This window comes from Sphingobacterium gobiense (assembly GCF_002980575.1).
Lineage (GTDB): Bacteria > Bacteroidota > Bacteroidia > Sphingobacteriales > Sphingobacteriaceae > Sphingobacterium > Sphingobacterium gobiense.
In genome coordinates this window covers 229,530-248,080 of sequence record NZ_PVBS01000002.1, presented here as the reverse complement: position 1 = coordinate 248,080, position 18,551 = coordinate 229,530, and the positions used below count along the sequence as shown (strand labels likewise).

Below are 18,551 nucleotides of genomic sequence, written 5' to 3'. Positions count from 1 at the left end.
ACAAAAGGACTAGATCAAAATAAAATTTTTAATAAAAAAAGTAGAAGATAAATATTTTTCACGATTAGTTTCACCGTTTTGGATGCCGTGATCAATTGATTCTTAACCGTGTATTTGGATACGCCAATCTTATCCGCAATCTCCTCATAGGATAATCCTTTGATTTTATTTAACGTATAGACTTCCCGTTGCCTTTCGGGCAGGCGCTCAATGGCATTAGTCCATACGTTGGTTAATTCGGTCGTATCGAGTGTGTGTTCCGTACTTCTACATGCTTCTTTCCAACTATGCTTCAAATGCTCGTCAAATTTGGATTTCACCACCTTTTTCCTGAAAATGGAAATTGTTATCCGTTTGGTGATGACAAATAGATAAGGATAAAGACTCTCGGGATTTTCTATCTTGTCACGGTTTAGAAATACGGAAACAAACACTTCCTGGACAAGTTCTTCCGCTTCCTCATGATTTTTACTAAACTTATAAGCATAGTTATAGATTGACTTGTGATAAGCATCAAAAACTTTGCGGAAGGCCTTATGGTCTCCTATTTTGAAATCCGCAAATTCAACGTCCGATATCGTATTTACAATTTGGGCCATTACCAAAAGATTGCGTCATATACTGCAGGCTTATACTATAAAATGTACGATGACAATGAATACATTGCCCAACACAACTGGATACTCAAAAATATCAAAATGAACAACAACAACTGTCCTGTACTATCCTGCTCCTACGGATGGTATACGACCATGATTTCTTTATTGCCAGTCCCCAGGTCTGGCAATTTTATCCAATATTGACTGCGTTCATATTTTTGTACCTTCCCGTTCACATACAAAACCGGCTTAACCTTTCTATTTTTACGTGGCAGGTAAATTTCAGCAACGGTATTCGCTGGTATCGACAACTGGGCTTCGAATTTATTAGCCGATTGTCTATATGTTGCATCGATATAACCTTTAATAGTGGGAAAGCGGATCTCAGCGTATTCAAGGTCGGCCAATTGTGGCTGTATTTTAAATGTACTCCACCCAGGCTCCAACGGCTCAATTCCCATCAATTTTCGGGGGATGATATTTGCTGGAACGGCTCCCCAGGCATGATTCCAGTCTTGGTTAGGTTTGTATTTATCATCCCAGGCTTCTAGGGAAATGGTACTTCCTACCCGTATCATATTATACCAACTTCGCTCCGTTTCTGCTGTTAGCAGTTGGAACGCATAATCACCCTCTCCAGCCTCGTAGAGTGCATCCATCAGAAACTGGCTACCATAGACACTACAGGCCATTCCCCGCGAACGTATATAATCAACAACCTCTTTCTTTGATGCTTCGGGCACCAAACCGAAAGCTAATGCGAACATGTTACTATGTAGAGCAGAATGATCCGTACCTATTCCATCGAGGACAACTTTTCTCTTCTTATCAACAAAATATTTTTGGTAGGCCTCATACAATTTATCTGCTTTTGCATTAAAGAAGTCAAAATCATCACTTCTTTCCATTTCTTTGGCTAGTCTGGCTATCAAGCGCAATGCGCGATAATAATATGCGTTGACGACCGCATTATAAGGCCTGAATACAAAGCCATCCGTCTCTCCTTGTTCCTTTTTTCCAAGGCCAAGGATACCGCTATGAGGCCAATCTACGATATCCCGTAAAGTATCTCTGCGGAGCTTGATCGATTTTAACAAGTCCGAACTTTGCTTCCCGGTTTTGGTGCTGATCAGCCCATTGCTATCTTCTAGCTCCGTCAACGTCTTTGCTTTTAACGTTTCGTAATGGGCGCCCACCGATCGTAGATCACCGGTATACAGATAATCGTTCCAAGCCATAATCACGGACTGCATAATCCATTCAGTAGGCCAGGTGGCGTGGTAGAGTAGATATTCGTGGGAAACCCGGGCCATCGAAAATTCATTGTCTACACAGTAATGACACAATTGATTGATAAGGGCATCCGCCTCGTAAGGAATGCGCTCCCGGTCGCCGTCAACATATATTCCGGCAAAGCTGGTAGCCTTAATACTGTATTTACTTAAGTCCCAGATTTGGTTCAGGATTTCATTCGACGAATGGAAATAAGATGCCTTGTCGTCGAAAGGATAGTGCACCATAGACCGCTGTACATCAGCATGGTGTAAAGGATAGTCGTAGCCTTCAATTTCCACGTAACGGAAAGGCAGAACCTCTCCGATATAATCGGGCATCAAGATAGCTGCTTGTCCAGTATTCCTTCTATCTTTTCTAAATTTGATCAGATAGCTGCTCGTCCCCGGAGATAAAGCAAGCTTATACTCTTGATAACGTATCGTGCCGCCTGGATTCCTGTCGATTTGCCCTTCCGGTGTAATTTTTTCACCGAACCGGACCAAAACCGTATCGGCGACCGGACTATTAAGATTTAACCTCAACTGGCCGAAAGCAGCTTTTTCAAAATCAACAAAGTACGCTTGATCCTTTTTTATCAGTTTCTTAGGGACTTGATCCGTCCGCTGCAAAGGGTAAGTGGTTGTTTCGTATCCATCCACAAATTGGCCCGTATAAAAACAGGAAAGAGGACTATATTCGCTTTCATTTCCCTGCTCATCCCAGACTTTTACTTTCCAATAATAAAGGTTTCCCGAACTTAAGTCGTTTCCTCCGTAAACTACTGCTGTCGATTCGGGCGACCGTACTTTCCCCGAATTCCATAAGTTGCCCCTGCCTTCCTTTATATCGTCGAGATTATCTGCCAACAACAATTGATAATATTGTTGCCGGGTGGAGGTATTTCTTGCATTCATTATCCATCCGAATACAGGTATTTTGTTCTTAACGACAACCGATTCTCCCTGCTCGAAGGCTTGAGGAGTCCATTCGGACTGCACTCGATATCCTTGCAGCGATTGATAGTCGGATTGCCAGAGCAAGTCGCAGTGCGTATTAACGACCTGCAGTTTGCTTCCGGCATCTTGTCCGTACGTCTGACAGGTCACGCAGATTAGCAAAAAAACTTTAATAACTTTTATAATAAGATGTTCATTCATTACCTGTTAATAAAATTTAGATTTAAAAACCTAAATATGAGAATAATAACTAATATATCCCCATACAAACGCTCGTTTTTCTAGATGGCAGAGTCAGACAAAATCCTTAACTTTGTGGGTTATGTCAAAAAAATCGGAACAAAACGCTAAATCGTTTATCCAAATTAAGGGTGCACGGGTCAACAACCTGAAAAACATTAATGTCGATATCCCAAAAAACAAACTAGTCGTCATCACCGGAATGTCGGGCTCAGGAAAGTCCTCTCTTGCTTTCGACACCCTGTATGCAGAAGGACAACGACGTTACGTTGAGAGCCTGTCTTCCTACGCCAGACAATTTATGGGACGGATGAATAAACCCGAAGTGGATTACATTAAGGGAATCGCTCCGGCAATTGCTATCGAACAGAAGGTAATCACCTCCAATCCACGGTCTACGGTCGGTACCTCTACTGAAATATACGATTACCTTAAACTCCTTTATGCACGTATTGGCAGAACCTTTTCCCCAATTTCGGGCGAGCAGGTAACAAAAGATACCGTATCTTCTATTATCGATGAGTTGATGGCCTATCCTGCGGATACCACGATTACAATTTTTGCTGAACTGATACCGATTAATAAGCGAAAGCTAAAAGAAGAGTTGTCTTTACTGCTTCAAAAAGGATTCGTACGTGTTCTTTTCGAGGAAAAGATACAGAAGATAGAAAGTATTATCGAAGATACGACGATACATAATAAAGATTTTAAGACGGGAGAAATACAAATTGTCGTAGACCGTATCCGGCTGGATAAACAGGATGAGACAAACAGCCGTATCGCAGACTCACTACAGACCGCTTTTTTTGAGGGTAAAGGCGAATGTTATATCGATATCAATGGTGACAGACAGCATTATTCAGACAAATTCGAGCTCGACGGTATCCTCTTCGAAGAGCCCACACCAAATTTCTTTAGCTTCAACAACCCCTATGGTGCATGCAAACGCTGCGAAGGGTATGGAAAGGTCATCGGCATAGACGCCGATTTAGTAATCCCTGACAAAAGTCGTTCTGTTTATGACGGTGCTATCGCACCGTGGCGGGGAGAAAAAATGGGCGAATGGTTAAATCGCTTGGTAAGCAACGCGCTTAAATTTGATTTCCCAATACACCGCGCTTATGGCGACCTTACCTCAGCCCAGCAGGAACTGTTGTGGTCGGGCAATAAATATTTTGCCGGATTGAACCAATTTTTTGAAGAACTGGAACAACAGACCTACAAAATCCAGTATCGGGTGATGTTATCCCGGTATCGCGGAAAAACAGATTGTCCTGAATGTAAAGGTTCTCGACTGCGCAAAGACGCCTCCTTTGTAAAGGTCGGCGATAAATCGATTACAGACGTCGTTTTAATGCCTTTGGAGGAAGCATTGCAGTTCTTCCAAGAGCTTGAATTAACGGAACACGAACAGTTAATCGCTAAGCGACTGCTTGCCGAGATCATCAACAGGCTTCAGTTCCTTTGTGATGTGGGATTGAGCTACCTCACCCTAAACCGTTTGAGCAACACACTTTCGGGGGGAGAATCGCAGCGCATCAATTTAGCCACATCTTTAGGAAGCTCCTTGGTGGGCTCCATCTACGTATTGGATGAGCCCAGTATCGGTTTGCACCCTCGTGACACAAAGCGCTTGATCGGCGTACTGAAATCGCTTCGTGATATAGGTAATACGGTGATTGTCGTAGAACATGAGCAGGAAATGATGGAAGCGGCGGATTACTTGGTCGACATCGGCCCAGAAGCGGGAATCAATGGGGGGCAGCTCGTTTTTGCCGGAACTTATTCAGAAATTCTTCAGGATAAAGACAGCTTGACAGGGCAATATTTAAACGGCCAATTGACTATTCCCATACCGAAAGCACGTCGCAAATGGCGGGATTCCATCACGATCAAAGGAGCTCGGGAAAACAACTTACAGGGAATCAACGTAACCTTTCCGTTAAATGTATTTACCGTGGTAGCCGGTGTGTCAGGATCCGGCAAAACTTCGCTTGTTAAAAGGATTCTTTATCCCGCTTTACAAAAAGCCATCGGAAATTATAGTGGGGAACAAACCGGTATATTTGATGCGCTCGAAGGCGATACGACAAACATTGAACAAATCGAGATGATTGATCAAAATCCGATAGGCAGGTCCTCTCGTTCCAATCCGGTAACCTATGTAAAAGGCTGGGACGAGGTAAGGTCAGTTTATGCTAACCTGCCCGCGGCGAAGGCATCCGGCTTGAAGCCTTCTGCCTTCTCGTTCAATGTGGAAGGAGGTCGTTGCGATGTATGTCAGGGAGATGGTGAGGTAAAAATCGAAATGCAATTTATGGCGGATATTGTCCTTCCTTGTGAAGCTTGCGGCGGTAAACGGTTCAAACAACATGTGTTGGATGTGGAATACCAGGGTAAATCAGTAGCTGACGTCTTAGATCTCAGCGTGGACGAAGCTATGGAGTTTTTCGGTGACGTTCCTAAAGTTATTGCAAAAATTAAACCACTACAGGATGTTGGCTTGGGTTATGTAAAACTTGGACAGCCTTCAAGCACCCTATCGGGAGGCGAAGCGCAACGGATTAAACTTGCTTCTTTTTTAATCAAAGGGAACAACAGCAAAAAAACGCTCTTCATTTTTGACGAACCAACAACAGGACTGCATTTCCACGATATCCACAAATTACTTAAGGCCTTCGACGCGCTGATTGCACTAGGTAACAGTATTTTGGTTATTGAGCATAATATGGAGATGATAAAAACAGCTGACTGGGTTATCGACATCGGACCAGAAGGTGGAAATAAAGGAGGAGAAGTCGTTTTTGAAGGCACACCGGAGGATTTGATAGCATGTAACGAATCTTATACTGGGAAGTACCTAAAAAATCACCTACCTTTATCGACTCTTTCTCAGTAAACTAAACTATTATGTGGAAATTTTTCTTGACGAGTCTTCTGGCTATAACTACAATTCTTCAAGGATATGCACAGCCCGCCCGCCCCAAGTTGGTAGTAGGGTTAATGATCGACCAAATGCGATGGGATTACCTTTACCGCTTTTCCGACCGTTATGGGGATGATGGCTTCAAGCGCCTTCTGAATGAGGGGTTCTCGTGCGAAAACACCCTTCTTAATTATATCCCAACGGTTACCGCTATAGGACACGCCTCTGTTTATACGGGTTCCGTTCCTGCCATCCACGGCATTGCCGGAAACGATTGGATTATACAGGCAACAGGACAACCGATGTACTGCACGCAGGATGATAACGTTCGGGGAGTAGGTACACAGGAAAGGGAAGGCCAACAATCACCACGTAACCTATTGGCATCCACAGTGACCGATCAACTGAAACTGGCCACCAATTTTCGGTCTAAAGTAATCGGTATCTCGATGAAAGACCGTGGTGGAATCTTGCCAGCGGGCCATTTTGCCGATGCAGCGTATTGGTTTGAGGGAAAATCAGGCAACTGGATTTCAAGCACTTTCTATATGGAGAAGCTCCCGAATTGGGTGGAAACCTTTAACAAACAAAAACTAGCGGACAACTATTTAAAACAAGACTGGAACACACTGTACCCTATTGGCACCTATACACATAGTACTGCGGACGACACACCTTACGAAGGCAAGTGGCCCGGCGAAGAGACTCCCACATTTCCTAGAAAGACCTCCGAACTCATGAGGGATGCGGGCTATGAGCTTATTAAAACAACACCACAGGGAAATACTCTGACCTTAGACTTCGCCAAGACGGCCATCAAACAGGAAAAGTTGGGGAACAATTCAGCGGGCACCACCGACTTTTTATGCGTGAGCTTATCGTCAACGGATTATATCGGACACCGTTACTCACTATCGGCTATAGAGATGGAGGACACCTATCTTCGTCTTGACCGAGATATCGCAGATTTTTTGATATATTTAGATAAACATATCGGTAAAGGTAACTATACTCTTTTCCTAACGGCCGATCACGCGGCTTCCTATAACCCCATGTATTATACGGACCAACAAGGCAATGGGGGTTATTTATTTACGCGCCAAATCCAACGTAATCTGAACAGCGAACTTCAGAAAAAATTTGGCAGCGACAAAATCGTGAGAAGCCTGATGAACTATCAAGTACATCTCAACGATAACCTCATAGACTCCCTTCAGCTAAACCTTAAAGAGGTCAAGAAAACGATTATCAATACGCTTAAGAAGGAAGAAGGTATTGCGTATGCCATCGATATGGAGGGAGCGCAGCACATGTTCATTCCTGCTCCGCTGCGAGAGAAAGTTATTAACGGCTATAACCGTAGACACAGCGGCGCCATCCAGATTATCGCCGACCCACAATGGTATGCCGGCACACCACGCAGTCCAGGAACCACCCATGGTGTTTGGTCGCCTTATGATTCACACATTCCACTGATATTCATGGGTTGGGGCATTAAGCACGGTGTAAGCAATAAAGAAGTACATGTGGTAGATATAGCGCCAACGCTCGCATCGTTATTACATATTATGGAGCCCAACGGCAACATCGGAAAGCCTATCGTAGAGGTATTAGGCCAATAAGTCAAGAGCAAATTATTTTTTCCGTATCTTTGAGCTACTATTGATTGATCCAAAAAAGGGAACGCATGCTTTCTAAGAAAACAAAATACGCCATTAAGGCGCTCATGGTGTTGGGACGTAACTACGGAAAAGAACCTATGCAAATTGTCAAGATTGCGGAAGAGGAACGTATTCCGAAGAAGTTCTTGGAACAGATTCTTTTGGAAATGCGTAATGCTGGTATATTATACTCTAAAAAAGGGGCCGGCGGGGGATACAGTTTAAATAAAGCGCCAGAAGACATCTACCTTTCCCAAGTTATGCGATTAATTGATGGCCCAATTGCCTTATTGCCTTGTGTGAGTCTTAATTTTTATCGTTCCTGTGAGGAATGTGTAGAAGAGCATGCTTGCGGTATTCGGGACACCTTTATTGAGGTGCGAAACGCGATGCTACAGATCCTCAACGATACGAGCGTAGCGCAACTTATTAATAAAGAGAAACATTTGTCCTTAGAGTAACCTGTAGTGCCTCCTACAATACCTCCATCAGTTTCTCAAACGCCATTCCTCGAGAAGCTTTCAGTAGGATAGTGCTGTTAATAACAGGACGTTCTCTGAGCGCTTCTTTTGCACTATCAGTAGATTCGTAAAATTCTGCATTTGCATTCTGGTGGGCATAGAACGCCTCTCCTACAAATATTGTCCTATCGGCATCGATGGCTAGTGCTTTGTTTACCACATATTGGTGCTCCTTTGCAGCATCGTCGCCCAGTTCAAACATATCACCTAATACGATTACTTTGTGATCCGCTTCGATAACTGCCATATTCGCCAACGCAGCTTCCATACTGCTTACATTTGCGTTATAATAATCGGCAATAATAGTATTGTGTATCGTCTTGGTAATTTGAGAACGGTTATTAGAAGGTGCATACGCCTCAATCCCTTGGTTGATATGGTGATCATCTATGCCGAAAAAATGCCCTACCGCAATCGCCGCTAATATATTTTCGGTGTTATAGGAGCCCGTCAATTGCGTTTGTATAAGATGATCCGTAGTGCTCTCCCGTGTTTTCCAAGAAACGGAAAGTAAGGGGTTAGCATATTTAAGTTGCCCCACGATATTGTTTGTTGACGAGAAACCATACCGTACAACCTTTGAAATACCCCGCTGCATTTCCATTTCTCGCAGATGTTCATTATCTCCTTGCAAGAACAACACACCATCATGGGTATGAAGATAATCATATAGTTCTCCTTTCGCCTTCTTCACCCCCTCAAACGAACCAAATCCTTCCAAGTGGGCTTTTCCCACGTTAGTAATCAGCCCGTGTGTCGGCGCGGCAATATTACAAAGAAAAGCAATCTCTTGCTGATGGTTTGCACCCATCTCAATAACCGCTAGCTCCACGCTGTCATCTATGGAAAGCAACGTTAGTGGAACACCAATATGATTATTCAGGTTTCCTTTAGTAGCATAGGTCTTGAAACGCTGGGACAACACGGCGTATAACAACTCTTTGGTCGTTGTTTTTCCGTTTGTTCCGGTGATCCCGATAAATGGTATGTTTAGCTGGCCACGGTGATATCGAGCTAGGTCTTGCAAGGTGGTCAATACGTCTTCCACTAGAATATAGCGTTCATCCGTTGCATATTTTGCTTCATCAACAACTGCCCATTTGGCGCCACTTTCTAACGCTTGCGCTGCAAATTCATTTGCATTAAACCGTTCTCCTTTTAAGGCAAAAAATATACTGTCGGGTGTTATATTACGTGTGTCCGTAGATACCGTTTGATGCACTTTATATAAAGAATATAACTGCTCGATTGTCATGCTGCTTATTTTTAGACAAAGGTAGTTTTATCCCCTTAAACTTACTATATCTTTTTCTTGATCTTATCCCCGTTTACGAAAATACCCACGGTTTCACCCTTTTTGCCGCGTACCTTGAAGTTTGTTACGCGACCATCCTTCCATCGGATGTCCACGATATAATTTCCCCGTGCTTTTAATCCTTTCACTTCACCACTGTACCATGCTTTGGGTAGCGCGGGAAGCAAGTGGATATAACCGTCATGCGACTGTATGAGCATTTCGGCAATTCCCGCGGAACCGCCAAAGTTACCATCGATCTGAAATGGGGGGTGTGCACAGAAAAGATTCGGATATGTTCCGGCTCCCACCCCTTCATAGGTTGTTTCATTTTTAAAAGCAGGCTTGAGCAATTGCCGAAGAATCTCCAACGCGTGATCGCCATCGTGCAGTCTAGCCCAGAACAAAATCTTCCACGCCCTGGACCAGCCAGTACCCTCGTCGCCTCTGGCAAGCAGTGTTTTTTTTGCTGCTTCCGCCCACTCCGGTGTACTAACCGGTGAAATGAAATGTCCCGGATATAATCCGTATAAGTGTGACACATGGCGATGTTGAGGCTCAACTTCTGCGTAATCCTCCAACCACTCCATCACACGCCCTGAGCTACTGACAACCACCGGTGGCGGCACATCACGGAGCTGCTGTTCCAAATCTACCACGAATGGGTCCTGTAATTGGAGTATATCGTTTGCTTCGATTACCGCCTTGTAAAGCTCCCGTACGATCTGATTGTCTATTGTAGGTCCCATCGCTACCGACGCCACCTTACCATTCGGCATCTTGAAAGCGTTTTCCGGTGAAACGGACGGCGCAGTTACCCACCAACCGTTTTTAGGCTCTTTAACCAGTGTCGCATGGTAGAAAACGGCGGCGTCTTTTAGTACAGGATATATTTCAGCGAGGTAATTTTCGTCTTTTGTGAACTGATAATGTTCCCACAAATGGTTACAAAGCCAGCCCGATGCTGTACTTGCACCCCACGATGCTTGCTCTCCCGGCGCCGAATACCCCCAAATGTTGGTCATCATGTAGACCACCCAACCTGGCGCATTGTAATAAGCGTTGGCTGTCTTTTCTCCTTCTTTCGCAATACGCTTAACCAAATTAATAAAAGGTATATGGTACTCAGAAAGGTTATTGACCTCGACACCCCAGTGGTTCATCTGCGCGTTAACATTCAAATGATAGTCTCCGTTCCAAGGTGTTTGAATTTGATGTGCCCACAAACCCTGCAGATTTGGAGGAAGGGCTTTTTCTGCTTTCGGTGCGGTACTGGATAAACTAAGATATCGGCCAAATTGATAGTACAAAGTTGCCATAGCGTTATCCTGCGCGGGATTTTCGAAAAATCGCTGGATGCGTTGGTCGGTAGGAATGTCTTTATTTTTCCCGTTATCTTCCAAACGTAACGAGACACGATCAAAAACGTTTCCGAATTGCTGGCGATGTGCTTTCCACAGACTTTTATATGTCCATTTAGCCGCATTGGTCAACAAATGCTCAACAGCATCTTCAGGACGGTGCCCATAATAATCCGTTGACGCCGCAAAAACGAGCAGTACTTCATTCGCATTTTTAACAATGACTTGATGGTCATGCGTCATATGGCTACCGCCTTTGGTAATGACTTTTACTTTCCCTGCGAACCGTAAGCCATCCCCTCCTTTTCCGTCGGGCAATGTGCCACTCCATGTCATTTCGTTATCAGTCACGTTCATATGACGCACATTTTCATCCCTGTAAAAATGCGTAGCAAACGTAATGGCTCCTTTCTTGTTCGCCGATAAGCGGACAACGCCGATATTCCCGTCAAACGAGGTAAAATATTCGCGCAGGTACCGTATACCATTCGCCTCGAACGACGTTGTTGCTGTGGCATTCGCCAGATTCAACGTGCGTTTATACTGCGAAACCTCGCCTGGTATCGTATGTAAAAAGTTGAGGTAGCCAAAGTTCTGAAAGCAACCGTAGGGTATTTCTGCTCCCTTCCCATGCCCTGAGCCCTTCCCTTTCGTAACGAAGTTCCTGTTGACCAATATTTCCGCTTCATCGTTCTTCCCGGCCATCAACAGCTTTTGAATACGATCGACACTTTTATATGCATTGTCATTATTCGGGTCTTCCGGACTTCCCGACCACATGGATATTTCGTTTAATACGATGGACTCGTCCAGAATTTTCCCGTCAGGCATCATGCCAATCTGACCGTTACCCAGCGGTAGGGTTTCCTCCCAACGGACCGCGGGTTTATCATACCACATCGTCAAATCCTGCGCACACAGATTGCAGACGAGGTGAAAAAAGATGATCAAACTTACGACTTTCAACCTTTTTACTTTTTATCGAACTTAAAAGCTTTGACGCTATTGCTATTAAACGTGGGAATGTAGATTGTATTTGTCTCGGGATGTATACCTAAATCTGCTGTATTCATTTTCCCTCGCACATCCATCAGTTTCTCAAAAGAGCCATCAGCTTTTACATAATATACCAGGCCTCCCCAACATGTAACAAGAAAATCTCCGTTGTTACCGACTGGCTCCAGCCCATCACCTCCCAGCTCAAAGCCTTTTGCGAGAATTGTGCTTTTCTTGTTGGCATCGATTTTCCATAATTCCGGCCCTACCAAAGCATACAGATTTCCTTTCATAAATTTCAACCCGTTGACATTCGATGCATTTTCTAGAAATACCGTTGGCTTGTTATTTCGCATCTGGTAAATAGTCCCGGTACGCGTATCTGATACGTAAACCACGCCATCATTATCTACTGTCACATCGTTCAGGAAAACAGCTCCCGGAAATTCAATTTCATTCACGACATTACCCGTCACCATATCGATAACCGCAACAGCGGTAATATCAGCCACATATAATAAATCCTTGTAACTAGCCATCCCTTTGGGGGCATTCATCCCAGTTACCCAATTTTGATTCTTCACGCTGCCATCCAGATTTAACACAGCAACACCGCCTTGCCCGTCTTTTGTCGCACCCTCGCCGTCAATCAATGACACGTATAAAACATCATTCCCGGCATGATAAAGCACAGACTCGGGAACCGGTAGATTTTTCGTTTCCCACAATTCCGTTAATTGATGCTGGCCAAATGCCGTCGTAGACAATGCCACTCCTAAAGAAAAAAGAAGTAATCGTTTCATTTGTATAATTTTTATTTTAAACCCATACAAGATAACAATTTTTTAGGAGTTTGGTTTATCGACCTACCGGGCGCGGCTTGCTTCTTCAGATTCCTCACCCCTTTTTTTCATTTGCTGTTTCAGATTACCGAATTTATAAGTATACGTTAATCGAACAGTTTGATTGTCGTTGTACTGCCGGATCATGGAGTTGAATTGGCCAAAATCTGTGGATACGTTATTTTGTTGTGTTCGGAAAATATCTGTTGCTGCCAATTTCAATGAGTTCCGCTCGTCTTTGAAATTATAATTAATACCTATATCCGTTCCCCAGCGTGCATGAATTTTATAAATATTATAGAGGAATGGGCTATTGTAATCAACAGCCAACTCCGCAGAAAGTGCCTTGGTCAGCTTAAAATTGTTCGTGCTACGGCCTTGAAAGAAAACAGAACCTAGGTCAGCATACTCTCCAGCTATCGGGCCTCTAAAATGCATATAAATTGTCGTCAGGTTATTGTTCATCGTCCAAATTTTTCCAATTCTAAATGGCGCATTGACATTGAGGTAGGACGTCACTGTTCTGGCAAGGTTTTCGCGCGTCACCCAAGACTCGCCTTTAATATCATCTTGCCCCATGCTTTCAACCATAGCGTCGTTTGTGATATCCGTACCCAGTGTTATATTAAACATTTTGTAGAGCGTATAATTTAAGGTAAATCCATCTGTGTACTGCGGTCGGAGATACGGGTTTCCTAACATAAACGTAAACTTGTCTATATAATAGGGCATTGGATTCAGATACCGATAGTTTGGTCTCGAGATCTTTCGCGCATAACTTAATGAAACAATATTGTTCTCGTTAACCGCGTGAGAGATACTCGCTGAAGGAAAAAAGTCTAAATAATCGCGTTTATTTGTTACGCCGTTGGTGACCGAATGGGCATCCGAAAAAGTATACTCTGCCCGGACACCTAACTTGATATCGGTCGCTCCGAAAGAGCGGTTATAATCCAAATAGCCGGCAGCAATCTCCTCCGTGTAGATAAAATGATTTTGGCGCCCCTCAAAATCCTCCCAGGTATTATCGACAAATCTTTCAAAAGCTAAATTATTATCTGATTTTACGCGACTATATTTTAGTCCCGATTCTAGCTTTCCTTTCCCTAACTTTTTAATAAAATCGATTTTTCCAACATAAATATCAATATCAACTGGCATCCCCGTCCGCCATTTTTCGGGAGCATAAGACAGATTCCCGTCTGGAAGATAGGTTTTATAGTCGTAATCAATATCGGCATCGTTGCGAAATGCTGTCCAATCAAAGTCAAATATCAATTTTCCGCCTAAGGTATCCAGCTGAAGTTCATTGTTAAAGTTCAGGGAGTACCGGTTAAAAGGCGTTCTACTATTCGTTACCGTACGTAAGACCGAGTCAACAAGACCCAACGCTGGACCAATATTGGTTAAACTCGCATTAACAGAGCTTTCCTTATCGTTATCGCCAGAAAATTGCAATAGCATGGTGTTTCTTTCAGATGTCTTCTGCTCTATCCCTATTCTGTAATTGTGGGTTTTATTGGTTTCCACCAAGCTAGCGTCTTGATCAAAAACCCGGTCACCGACCTCTTCAGAAGGAATTTTTCGCTCCAATCCCAAATCAAATTGCCTCTTATTACGAGTGAAACCATATGTTCCAAAAACAGTCGTGTTGTCTTTCTTATAACTGAGATTCAGTGACGAATTTCCCCGGGCATGCTTACCATGTGCCCCACTGGCCAGAAACGACCCGTTGAAACCTTCAAGTCTATTCTTTTTCAAGACGATGTTGATGGAGCCCACCGTTCCTTCCGCATCTTCCTTTGCACTTCTTATCGTACTAACTTCCACGCTTTTAATCTGGTCGCCGTTCATAGATTTAAGGAACGTCGACAGCTGCTCGCCACTCATATAAGTTTGCCTGCCATCAATCGTTACATTTACACCTTGTTGTCCCATTAACTGGAGATTCTCATCCTTGTCAACGCTTACACCGGGTGCACGTCGCACCACTTCTAATGCATTATTGCCTGCCGCGAGCGTCGAGTTTTCTACGTTCAAGATCAGCTTTCCATCCCGTTGTTGAACGAGTGGCACCTGTCCTTCCACCGTTACCGCATCGATTGTTTGCTGATTGGCTTTTAATATGATATCGTCTACAATAACCGATTGCCCTGTTACATTTAATGATGAAGATTTACCTATTTCGTATCCTACAGATGAAGCCTGCACCACAAATTCACCAGAAGGTACATTTTTTATGACATATCGTCCATGCTCGTCGGTTATCTCTGTTTTGATAAGAGCACCCACTTTTGCCGTTAGCAAGTAAACGGACACGTTCGCCAGCGGTTCTAGCTGTTCATTCAAAACACGGCCGCCTACCTCCCCTTGTTGTGCCTGTGCTGTCAATACAGTAACGAGGAGAAAACATATATTTAAAATCGCGCGCATAAATTAGCTTTCTTCTTTTTTGGTATTTATTTTTACGTTTTTGTCTTTTACTTCAATTGTCACGTTAGAGCCGTCAATGCGGATGACTGAATCCTTCTTTATCGTCACATTATCTAGCGAAGCTTCTCTGCGGGATTTTACTTCTTCCTTTTCCTCCTGCTCCTCTTCTTTTTCGGGCTTCGGCGGTTGCGCACATAGCAGTCCGGTACTCGACATCGTCCACTCTGTGTATTTCTGTTGGCTTCCGTTAGGATAGTTATTTTGACACTCCCAGTAAGAAATGTCACGAATTTTGGATTCTATGTTTCGTTGGAGCACTACTTTAGCTCCCTGAGGAAGATATACAACCACTCTTACCCGCTGATCTCTATCTAAAGCATTTTTCTTTAACAAAAAGTGACTTGGAAACAAAATAGTCTTGTCTTCTTGAATACCTTCATAAGCAATATTATCTGCCCGCTCCGAAGCCAATTGATAAGTTCTTCCTTTCGCGGAATAACTATATTGTATATAGGGTTGGCTTAGTGAATCGATACTTTCAAAATAGATACTGATATCACGATGCAGGTAATTTCGCAAATCTTGTCCGTCTAGTTGGATATTGAATTTCGATTTCAAAGAGTCCTGCTCATTAGCATCTAAGACACGTATATCTTTCTCTGTGAAATAATAAATTTCTTGTGGTTGTATGTACTTTTGCACATTAATTGTACTCTCTTCTCGAAAATCTTGGGACGCAGCTATACAATAGTAGACAATCCCAACGATAGATACAATCCATACCGCAAACATGGTCAGTGAGAGGTAGCTATTTAGTTTATCCGTTTTAAACAATACGCGTATAAGCCAGAAAAACAGGGCGAAAAAAGGGATAGCAATTGCTAAGAAGCCAAAGGTCAATGCAATGATGCCGTCATTGGTCGCCAATCCTTTCAATGGCGGGAAAAACATCGGATTTTCGAGCCCAAAGAAGTTCATCATATTAAACATGTAAAAGATAAACAACCCTAGTAGGTTTAGCCCCGCAAAGATGAGCATAATCCACGCAATCATCTTCCCGATCAGCCCTAGACAGCCGCTGACGAGATTACCCGCGGTACGGGCACCGCGGCCAATGCGTTCACCCGTTCCAGATAGTGTCTCTGAAAATCCTTTAGCTTTTTCATCGTACGATTTTTTAAAATTCTGTAAATTGGGCTCCTCCCCTCGCATAGCCATTTTATCAGCACGGGTTTCCGCGATGGGCATAACAATCCATAAGATAATGTATGCCAAAACACCGGAACCACCGATTAGGACAAAAAGCACCAATAAAATACGAATCCAAACGGGTTCTATTCCAAAATAATGTGCCAAACCACTACACACCCCACCGAGCATTTTGTCGTCCGGATCGCGCATCAGTTTTTTACCGACATATTCTACATGAGGTGCTTGTCTCGTCTGTTGTTCATCATGGAAGCCCTCTTCTGCTGGTGCGGCTTCGCTTTCTTCAAAATCGCTTACGCTGCCCATTTGCTCGATGACTTGCTGGACATCGCCTAGGTTGATCACCTCTTTACGTCCTGTCTGGATACGTTCATTAAACATTTCGGCAATCCGATTTTCAATGTCCTCCAGAATTTCCTTGCTTTCAGCAGTATTTCCAAAATGTTTTTTTATGTCAATCATGTACGACCGCAGCGTGTCGTAGGCATCTTCCTCGATATGGAAGACGATACTGTTGATATTTATAATAATTGTCTTGTTCATAACCCCGTTTAATATATGTGTAGATGAGTATTATTAATCGTTTCGTCCCTGTAAGGATGTCTCCACCGCAAAAATAAGTTCTTTCCATGTTACATCTAGCCTAGCCAACACCGCTCGTCCCTCTGCTGTAATCTGATAATATTTACGAGGAGGACCGGAACTAGACTCTTTCCAGGTATAACTCAGCAATTGATTGTTCTTCAAACGTGTGAGCAAAGGGTACAACGTGCCCTCCACGACCAGCAATTGAGCCTTTTTTAGTTCTCCAATAATGTCTGAAGCATAAATCTCCCCTCGGGAAATTATCGAAAGGATACAGTATTCCAATATTCCCTTCCGCATCTGGGTTTGTGTATTTTCTGCTATCATAACATGACAAAGATATAGGTTTTATACTGTACTATGCAATACATAGTACTATAAAAATTAAAAATAAAATCACAAAAACCTGACTGCCAGCTAATTAATTTTTATATAAGCAGAAAGGCGATGTCGTATTTTTATAAAGTCTCCGCATTAACCACGATTTAATATGATTTTTTTTGAAAGTTCCCTAATTAATACGACTTTTACCCCCCATGTTGAGAAAGTTGTTTAACTATATATGGGCAATCGCTTGGGGGTCAATTATGCTCCTCCTCATGGGATTACCTTCAAACGATATACCGAGCGTTGGATTTTTTGAAGGGTTTGATAAATTGGTACATTGTGGCTTCTTTTTCGTTTTTACGGCATTGTTGTTATTTGGCTCTATAGCACAATCACTCCACAGGTCCACCAAAACAAAAGCGATCATCATTACGTTTCTTATTGCCAGTATCTTCGCTTTCGGCACAGAAGCTATTCAGTATTTCTTTTCCGAAGGACGCCAAGCAGACTGGTGGGATATTTTTGCTGATTACGTTGGGATAGGAATGGCTCTTTTTAGCTACATTTTGTTCTATCGGAGATCCACGTTTTGATTGATCTCCGTGAGCAATCAGATGGATCTATGCGATCGCTAATACAGCAACAGAAACTTTACAGTTACACTGGTCTGTCAGCGTTCGCACAGCAGAAGCAACAGTAGCTCCAGTTGTGAAAACATCGTCCACCAATAATATATGCTTACAGTCAAAGGCTGAAGGTCTAACACAGGTAAAAGCATCTTCGACATTATCGTGGCGCTCTAAGCGGCTTTTCTTCGTTTGTGTTTCTGTATTTACAAGGCGTACGAAATCCGACCGATTTAAAGGCAATGACATTGCCTCGGCAACGCCTTGCGCAATATAATCACTCTGGTTATATCCGCGAATTCGCTTTTTCTTCTGATGGAGTGGCAGTGGGACAACCACATCAATATCAGCATAAAATGGCGAAGTAAGCAAATCCATGCCGAAGCACCTCCCAAAATACGTTCCGATACGATAATCCTGACGATATTTCAACTTATGGACTATAGCTTGTACTAACGAAGATTTTGAAAATGAAAGGTAAGCTGCACCGGTATTAATAGGAGCTTTGCCCAAAAGACGCTGCGTTAATTCATTCTGCATGAACAGATAATGATCATTGATAGGTAAATGAAATCGGCAGGTTGTACACATAAATTCTTCTTGGTACAACAATACATTTTCACAGGAAACACACAATGGCGGGAATAAGATAGATACAAAACTTTCCCAATACGACTTTATTTGCATACTGTTTACAATT

Annotated in this window: 13 protein-coding genes; 4 read left to right on the top strand and 9 right to left on the bottom strand. The window is 43.2% G+C overall.

Translation table 11 applies throughout. The features are described 5' to 3' along the window. Nucleotides 1–14: 14 nt before the first annotated feature. Both C5749_RS10235 and C5749_RS10230 read right to left on the bottom strand, forming a co-directional pair. Entirely contained in the window at nucleotides 15–599 is a 585-nt protein-coding gene (locus C5749_RS10235) for an RNA polymerase sigma factor (protein WP_105725733.1), read from the bottom strand. Between the two features lie 134 nt (nucleotides 600–733). Beyond that, complete coding sequence (locus C5749_RS10230) at nucleotides 734–3,031, bottom strand: family 78 glycoside hydrolase catalytic domain (protein WP_105725732.1); 2,298 nt, start codon at nucleotides 3,029–3,031, stop codon at nucleotides 734–736. Nucleotides 3,032–3,152: 121 nt separating this feature from the next. Here C5749_RS10230 and uvrA point away from each other — a divergent pair, with 121 nt between their 5' ends. From uvrA to C5749_RS10215, 3 genes are all read left to right on the top strand, one after another. Continuing rightward, nucleotides 3,153–5,969 carry an excinuclease ABC subunit UvrA gene (gene uvrA / locus C5749_RS10225; RefSeq protein ID WP_105725730.1) on the top strand — a complete coding sequence of 939 codons (2,817 nt, stop codon included), beginning with the start codon at nucleotides 3,153–3,155 and terminating at the stop codon, nucleotides 5,967–5,969. Nucleotides 5,970–5,980: 11 nt separating this feature from the next. Continuing rightward, complete coding sequence (pafA, locus tag C5749_RS10220) at nucleotides 5,981–7,618, top strand: alkaline phosphatase PafA (RefSeq protein ID WP_105725728.1); 1,638 nt, start codon at nucleotides 5,981–5,983, stop codon at nucleotides 7,616–7,618. A 65-nt stretch (nucleotides 7,619–7,683) separates the two neighbouring features. Then, a complete protein-coding gene (locus tag C5749_RS10215; protein WP_105725726.1) occupies nucleotides 7,684–8,118 on the top strand; it encodes an RrF2 family transcriptional regulator in 435 nt (144 codons plus the stop codon). A 13-nt stretch (nucleotides 8,119–8,131) separates the two neighbouring features. Here C5749_RS10215 and C5749_RS10210 read toward each other — a convergent pair whose 3' ends face one another. The 6 genes from C5749_RS10210 to C5749_RS10185 all read right to left on the bottom strand — a co-directional run bounded on the left by C5749_RS10210 (nucleotide 8,132) and on the right by C5749_RS10185 (nucleotide 17,225). Further along, nucleotides 8,132–9,433 carry a UDP-N-acetylmuramoyl-tripeptide--D-alanyl-D-alanine ligase gene (locus tag C5749_RS10210; protein WP_105725724.1) on the bottom strand — a complete coding sequence of 434 codons (1,302 nt, stop codon included), beginning with the start codon at nucleotides 9,431–9,433 and terminating at the stop codon, nucleotides 8,132–8,134. 44 nt (nucleotides 9,434–9,477) lie between these two features. Further along, nucleotides 9,478–11,799 carry a glycoside hydrolase family 95 protein gene (locus tag C5749_RS10205; protein WP_245893705.1) on the bottom strand — a complete coding sequence of 774 codons (2,322 nt, stop codon included), beginning with the start codon at nucleotides 11,797–11,799 and terminating at the stop codon, nucleotides 9,478–9,480. Between the two features lie 5 nt (nucleotides 11,800–11,804). Continuing rightward, nucleotides 11,805–12,632, bottom strand: coding sequence for an SMP-30/gluconolactonase/LRE family protein (locus C5749_RS10200; protein ID WP_105725720.1), 828 nt, complete (start codon nucleotides 12,630–12,632; stop codon nucleotides 11,805–11,807). Between the two features lie 63 nt (nucleotides 12,633–12,695). Continuing rightward, on the bottom strand, nucleotides 12,696–15,104 hold the full coding sequence (locus C5749_RS10195; protein ID WP_105725718.1) for an outer membrane beta-barrel family protein: 2,409 nt from the start codon (nucleotides 15,102–15,104) through the stop codon (nucleotides 12,696–12,698). A gap of 3 nt (nucleotides 15,105–15,107) precedes the next feature. After that, nucleotides 15,108–16,856: a PspC domain-containing protein gene (locus C5749_RS10190; protein ID WP_105725716.1), complete on the bottom strand. Its 1,749-nt coding sequence runs from the start codon at nucleotides 16,854–16,856 to the stop codon at nucleotides 15,108–15,110. Between the two features lie 33 nt (nucleotides 16,857–16,889). After that, nucleotides 16,890–17,225 (bottom strand): PadR family transcriptional regulator, encoded by a 336-nt coding sequence (locus C5749_RS10185; RefSeq protein ID WP_105725714.1) that lies wholly within the window; start codon nucleotides 17,223–17,225, stop codon nucleotides 16,890–16,892. Between the two features lie 209 nt (nucleotides 17,226–17,434). Here C5749_RS10185 and C5749_RS10180 point away from each other — a divergent pair, with 209 nt between their 5' ends. After that, a complete protein-coding gene (locus C5749_RS10180; protein ID WP_245893704.1) occupies nucleotides 17,435–17,818 on the top strand; it encodes a VanZ family protein in 384 nt (127 codons plus the stop codon). 27 nt (nucleotides 17,819–17,845) lie between these two features. Here C5749_RS10180 and C5749_RS10175 read toward each other — a convergent pair whose 3' ends face one another. Continuing rightward, nucleotides 17,846–18,538, bottom strand: coding sequence for a ComF family protein (locus C5749_RS10175; protein WP_105725713.1), 693 nt, complete (start codon nucleotides 18,536–18,538; stop codon nucleotides 17,846–17,848). Nucleotides 18,539–18,551: the final 13 nt, after the last annotated feature.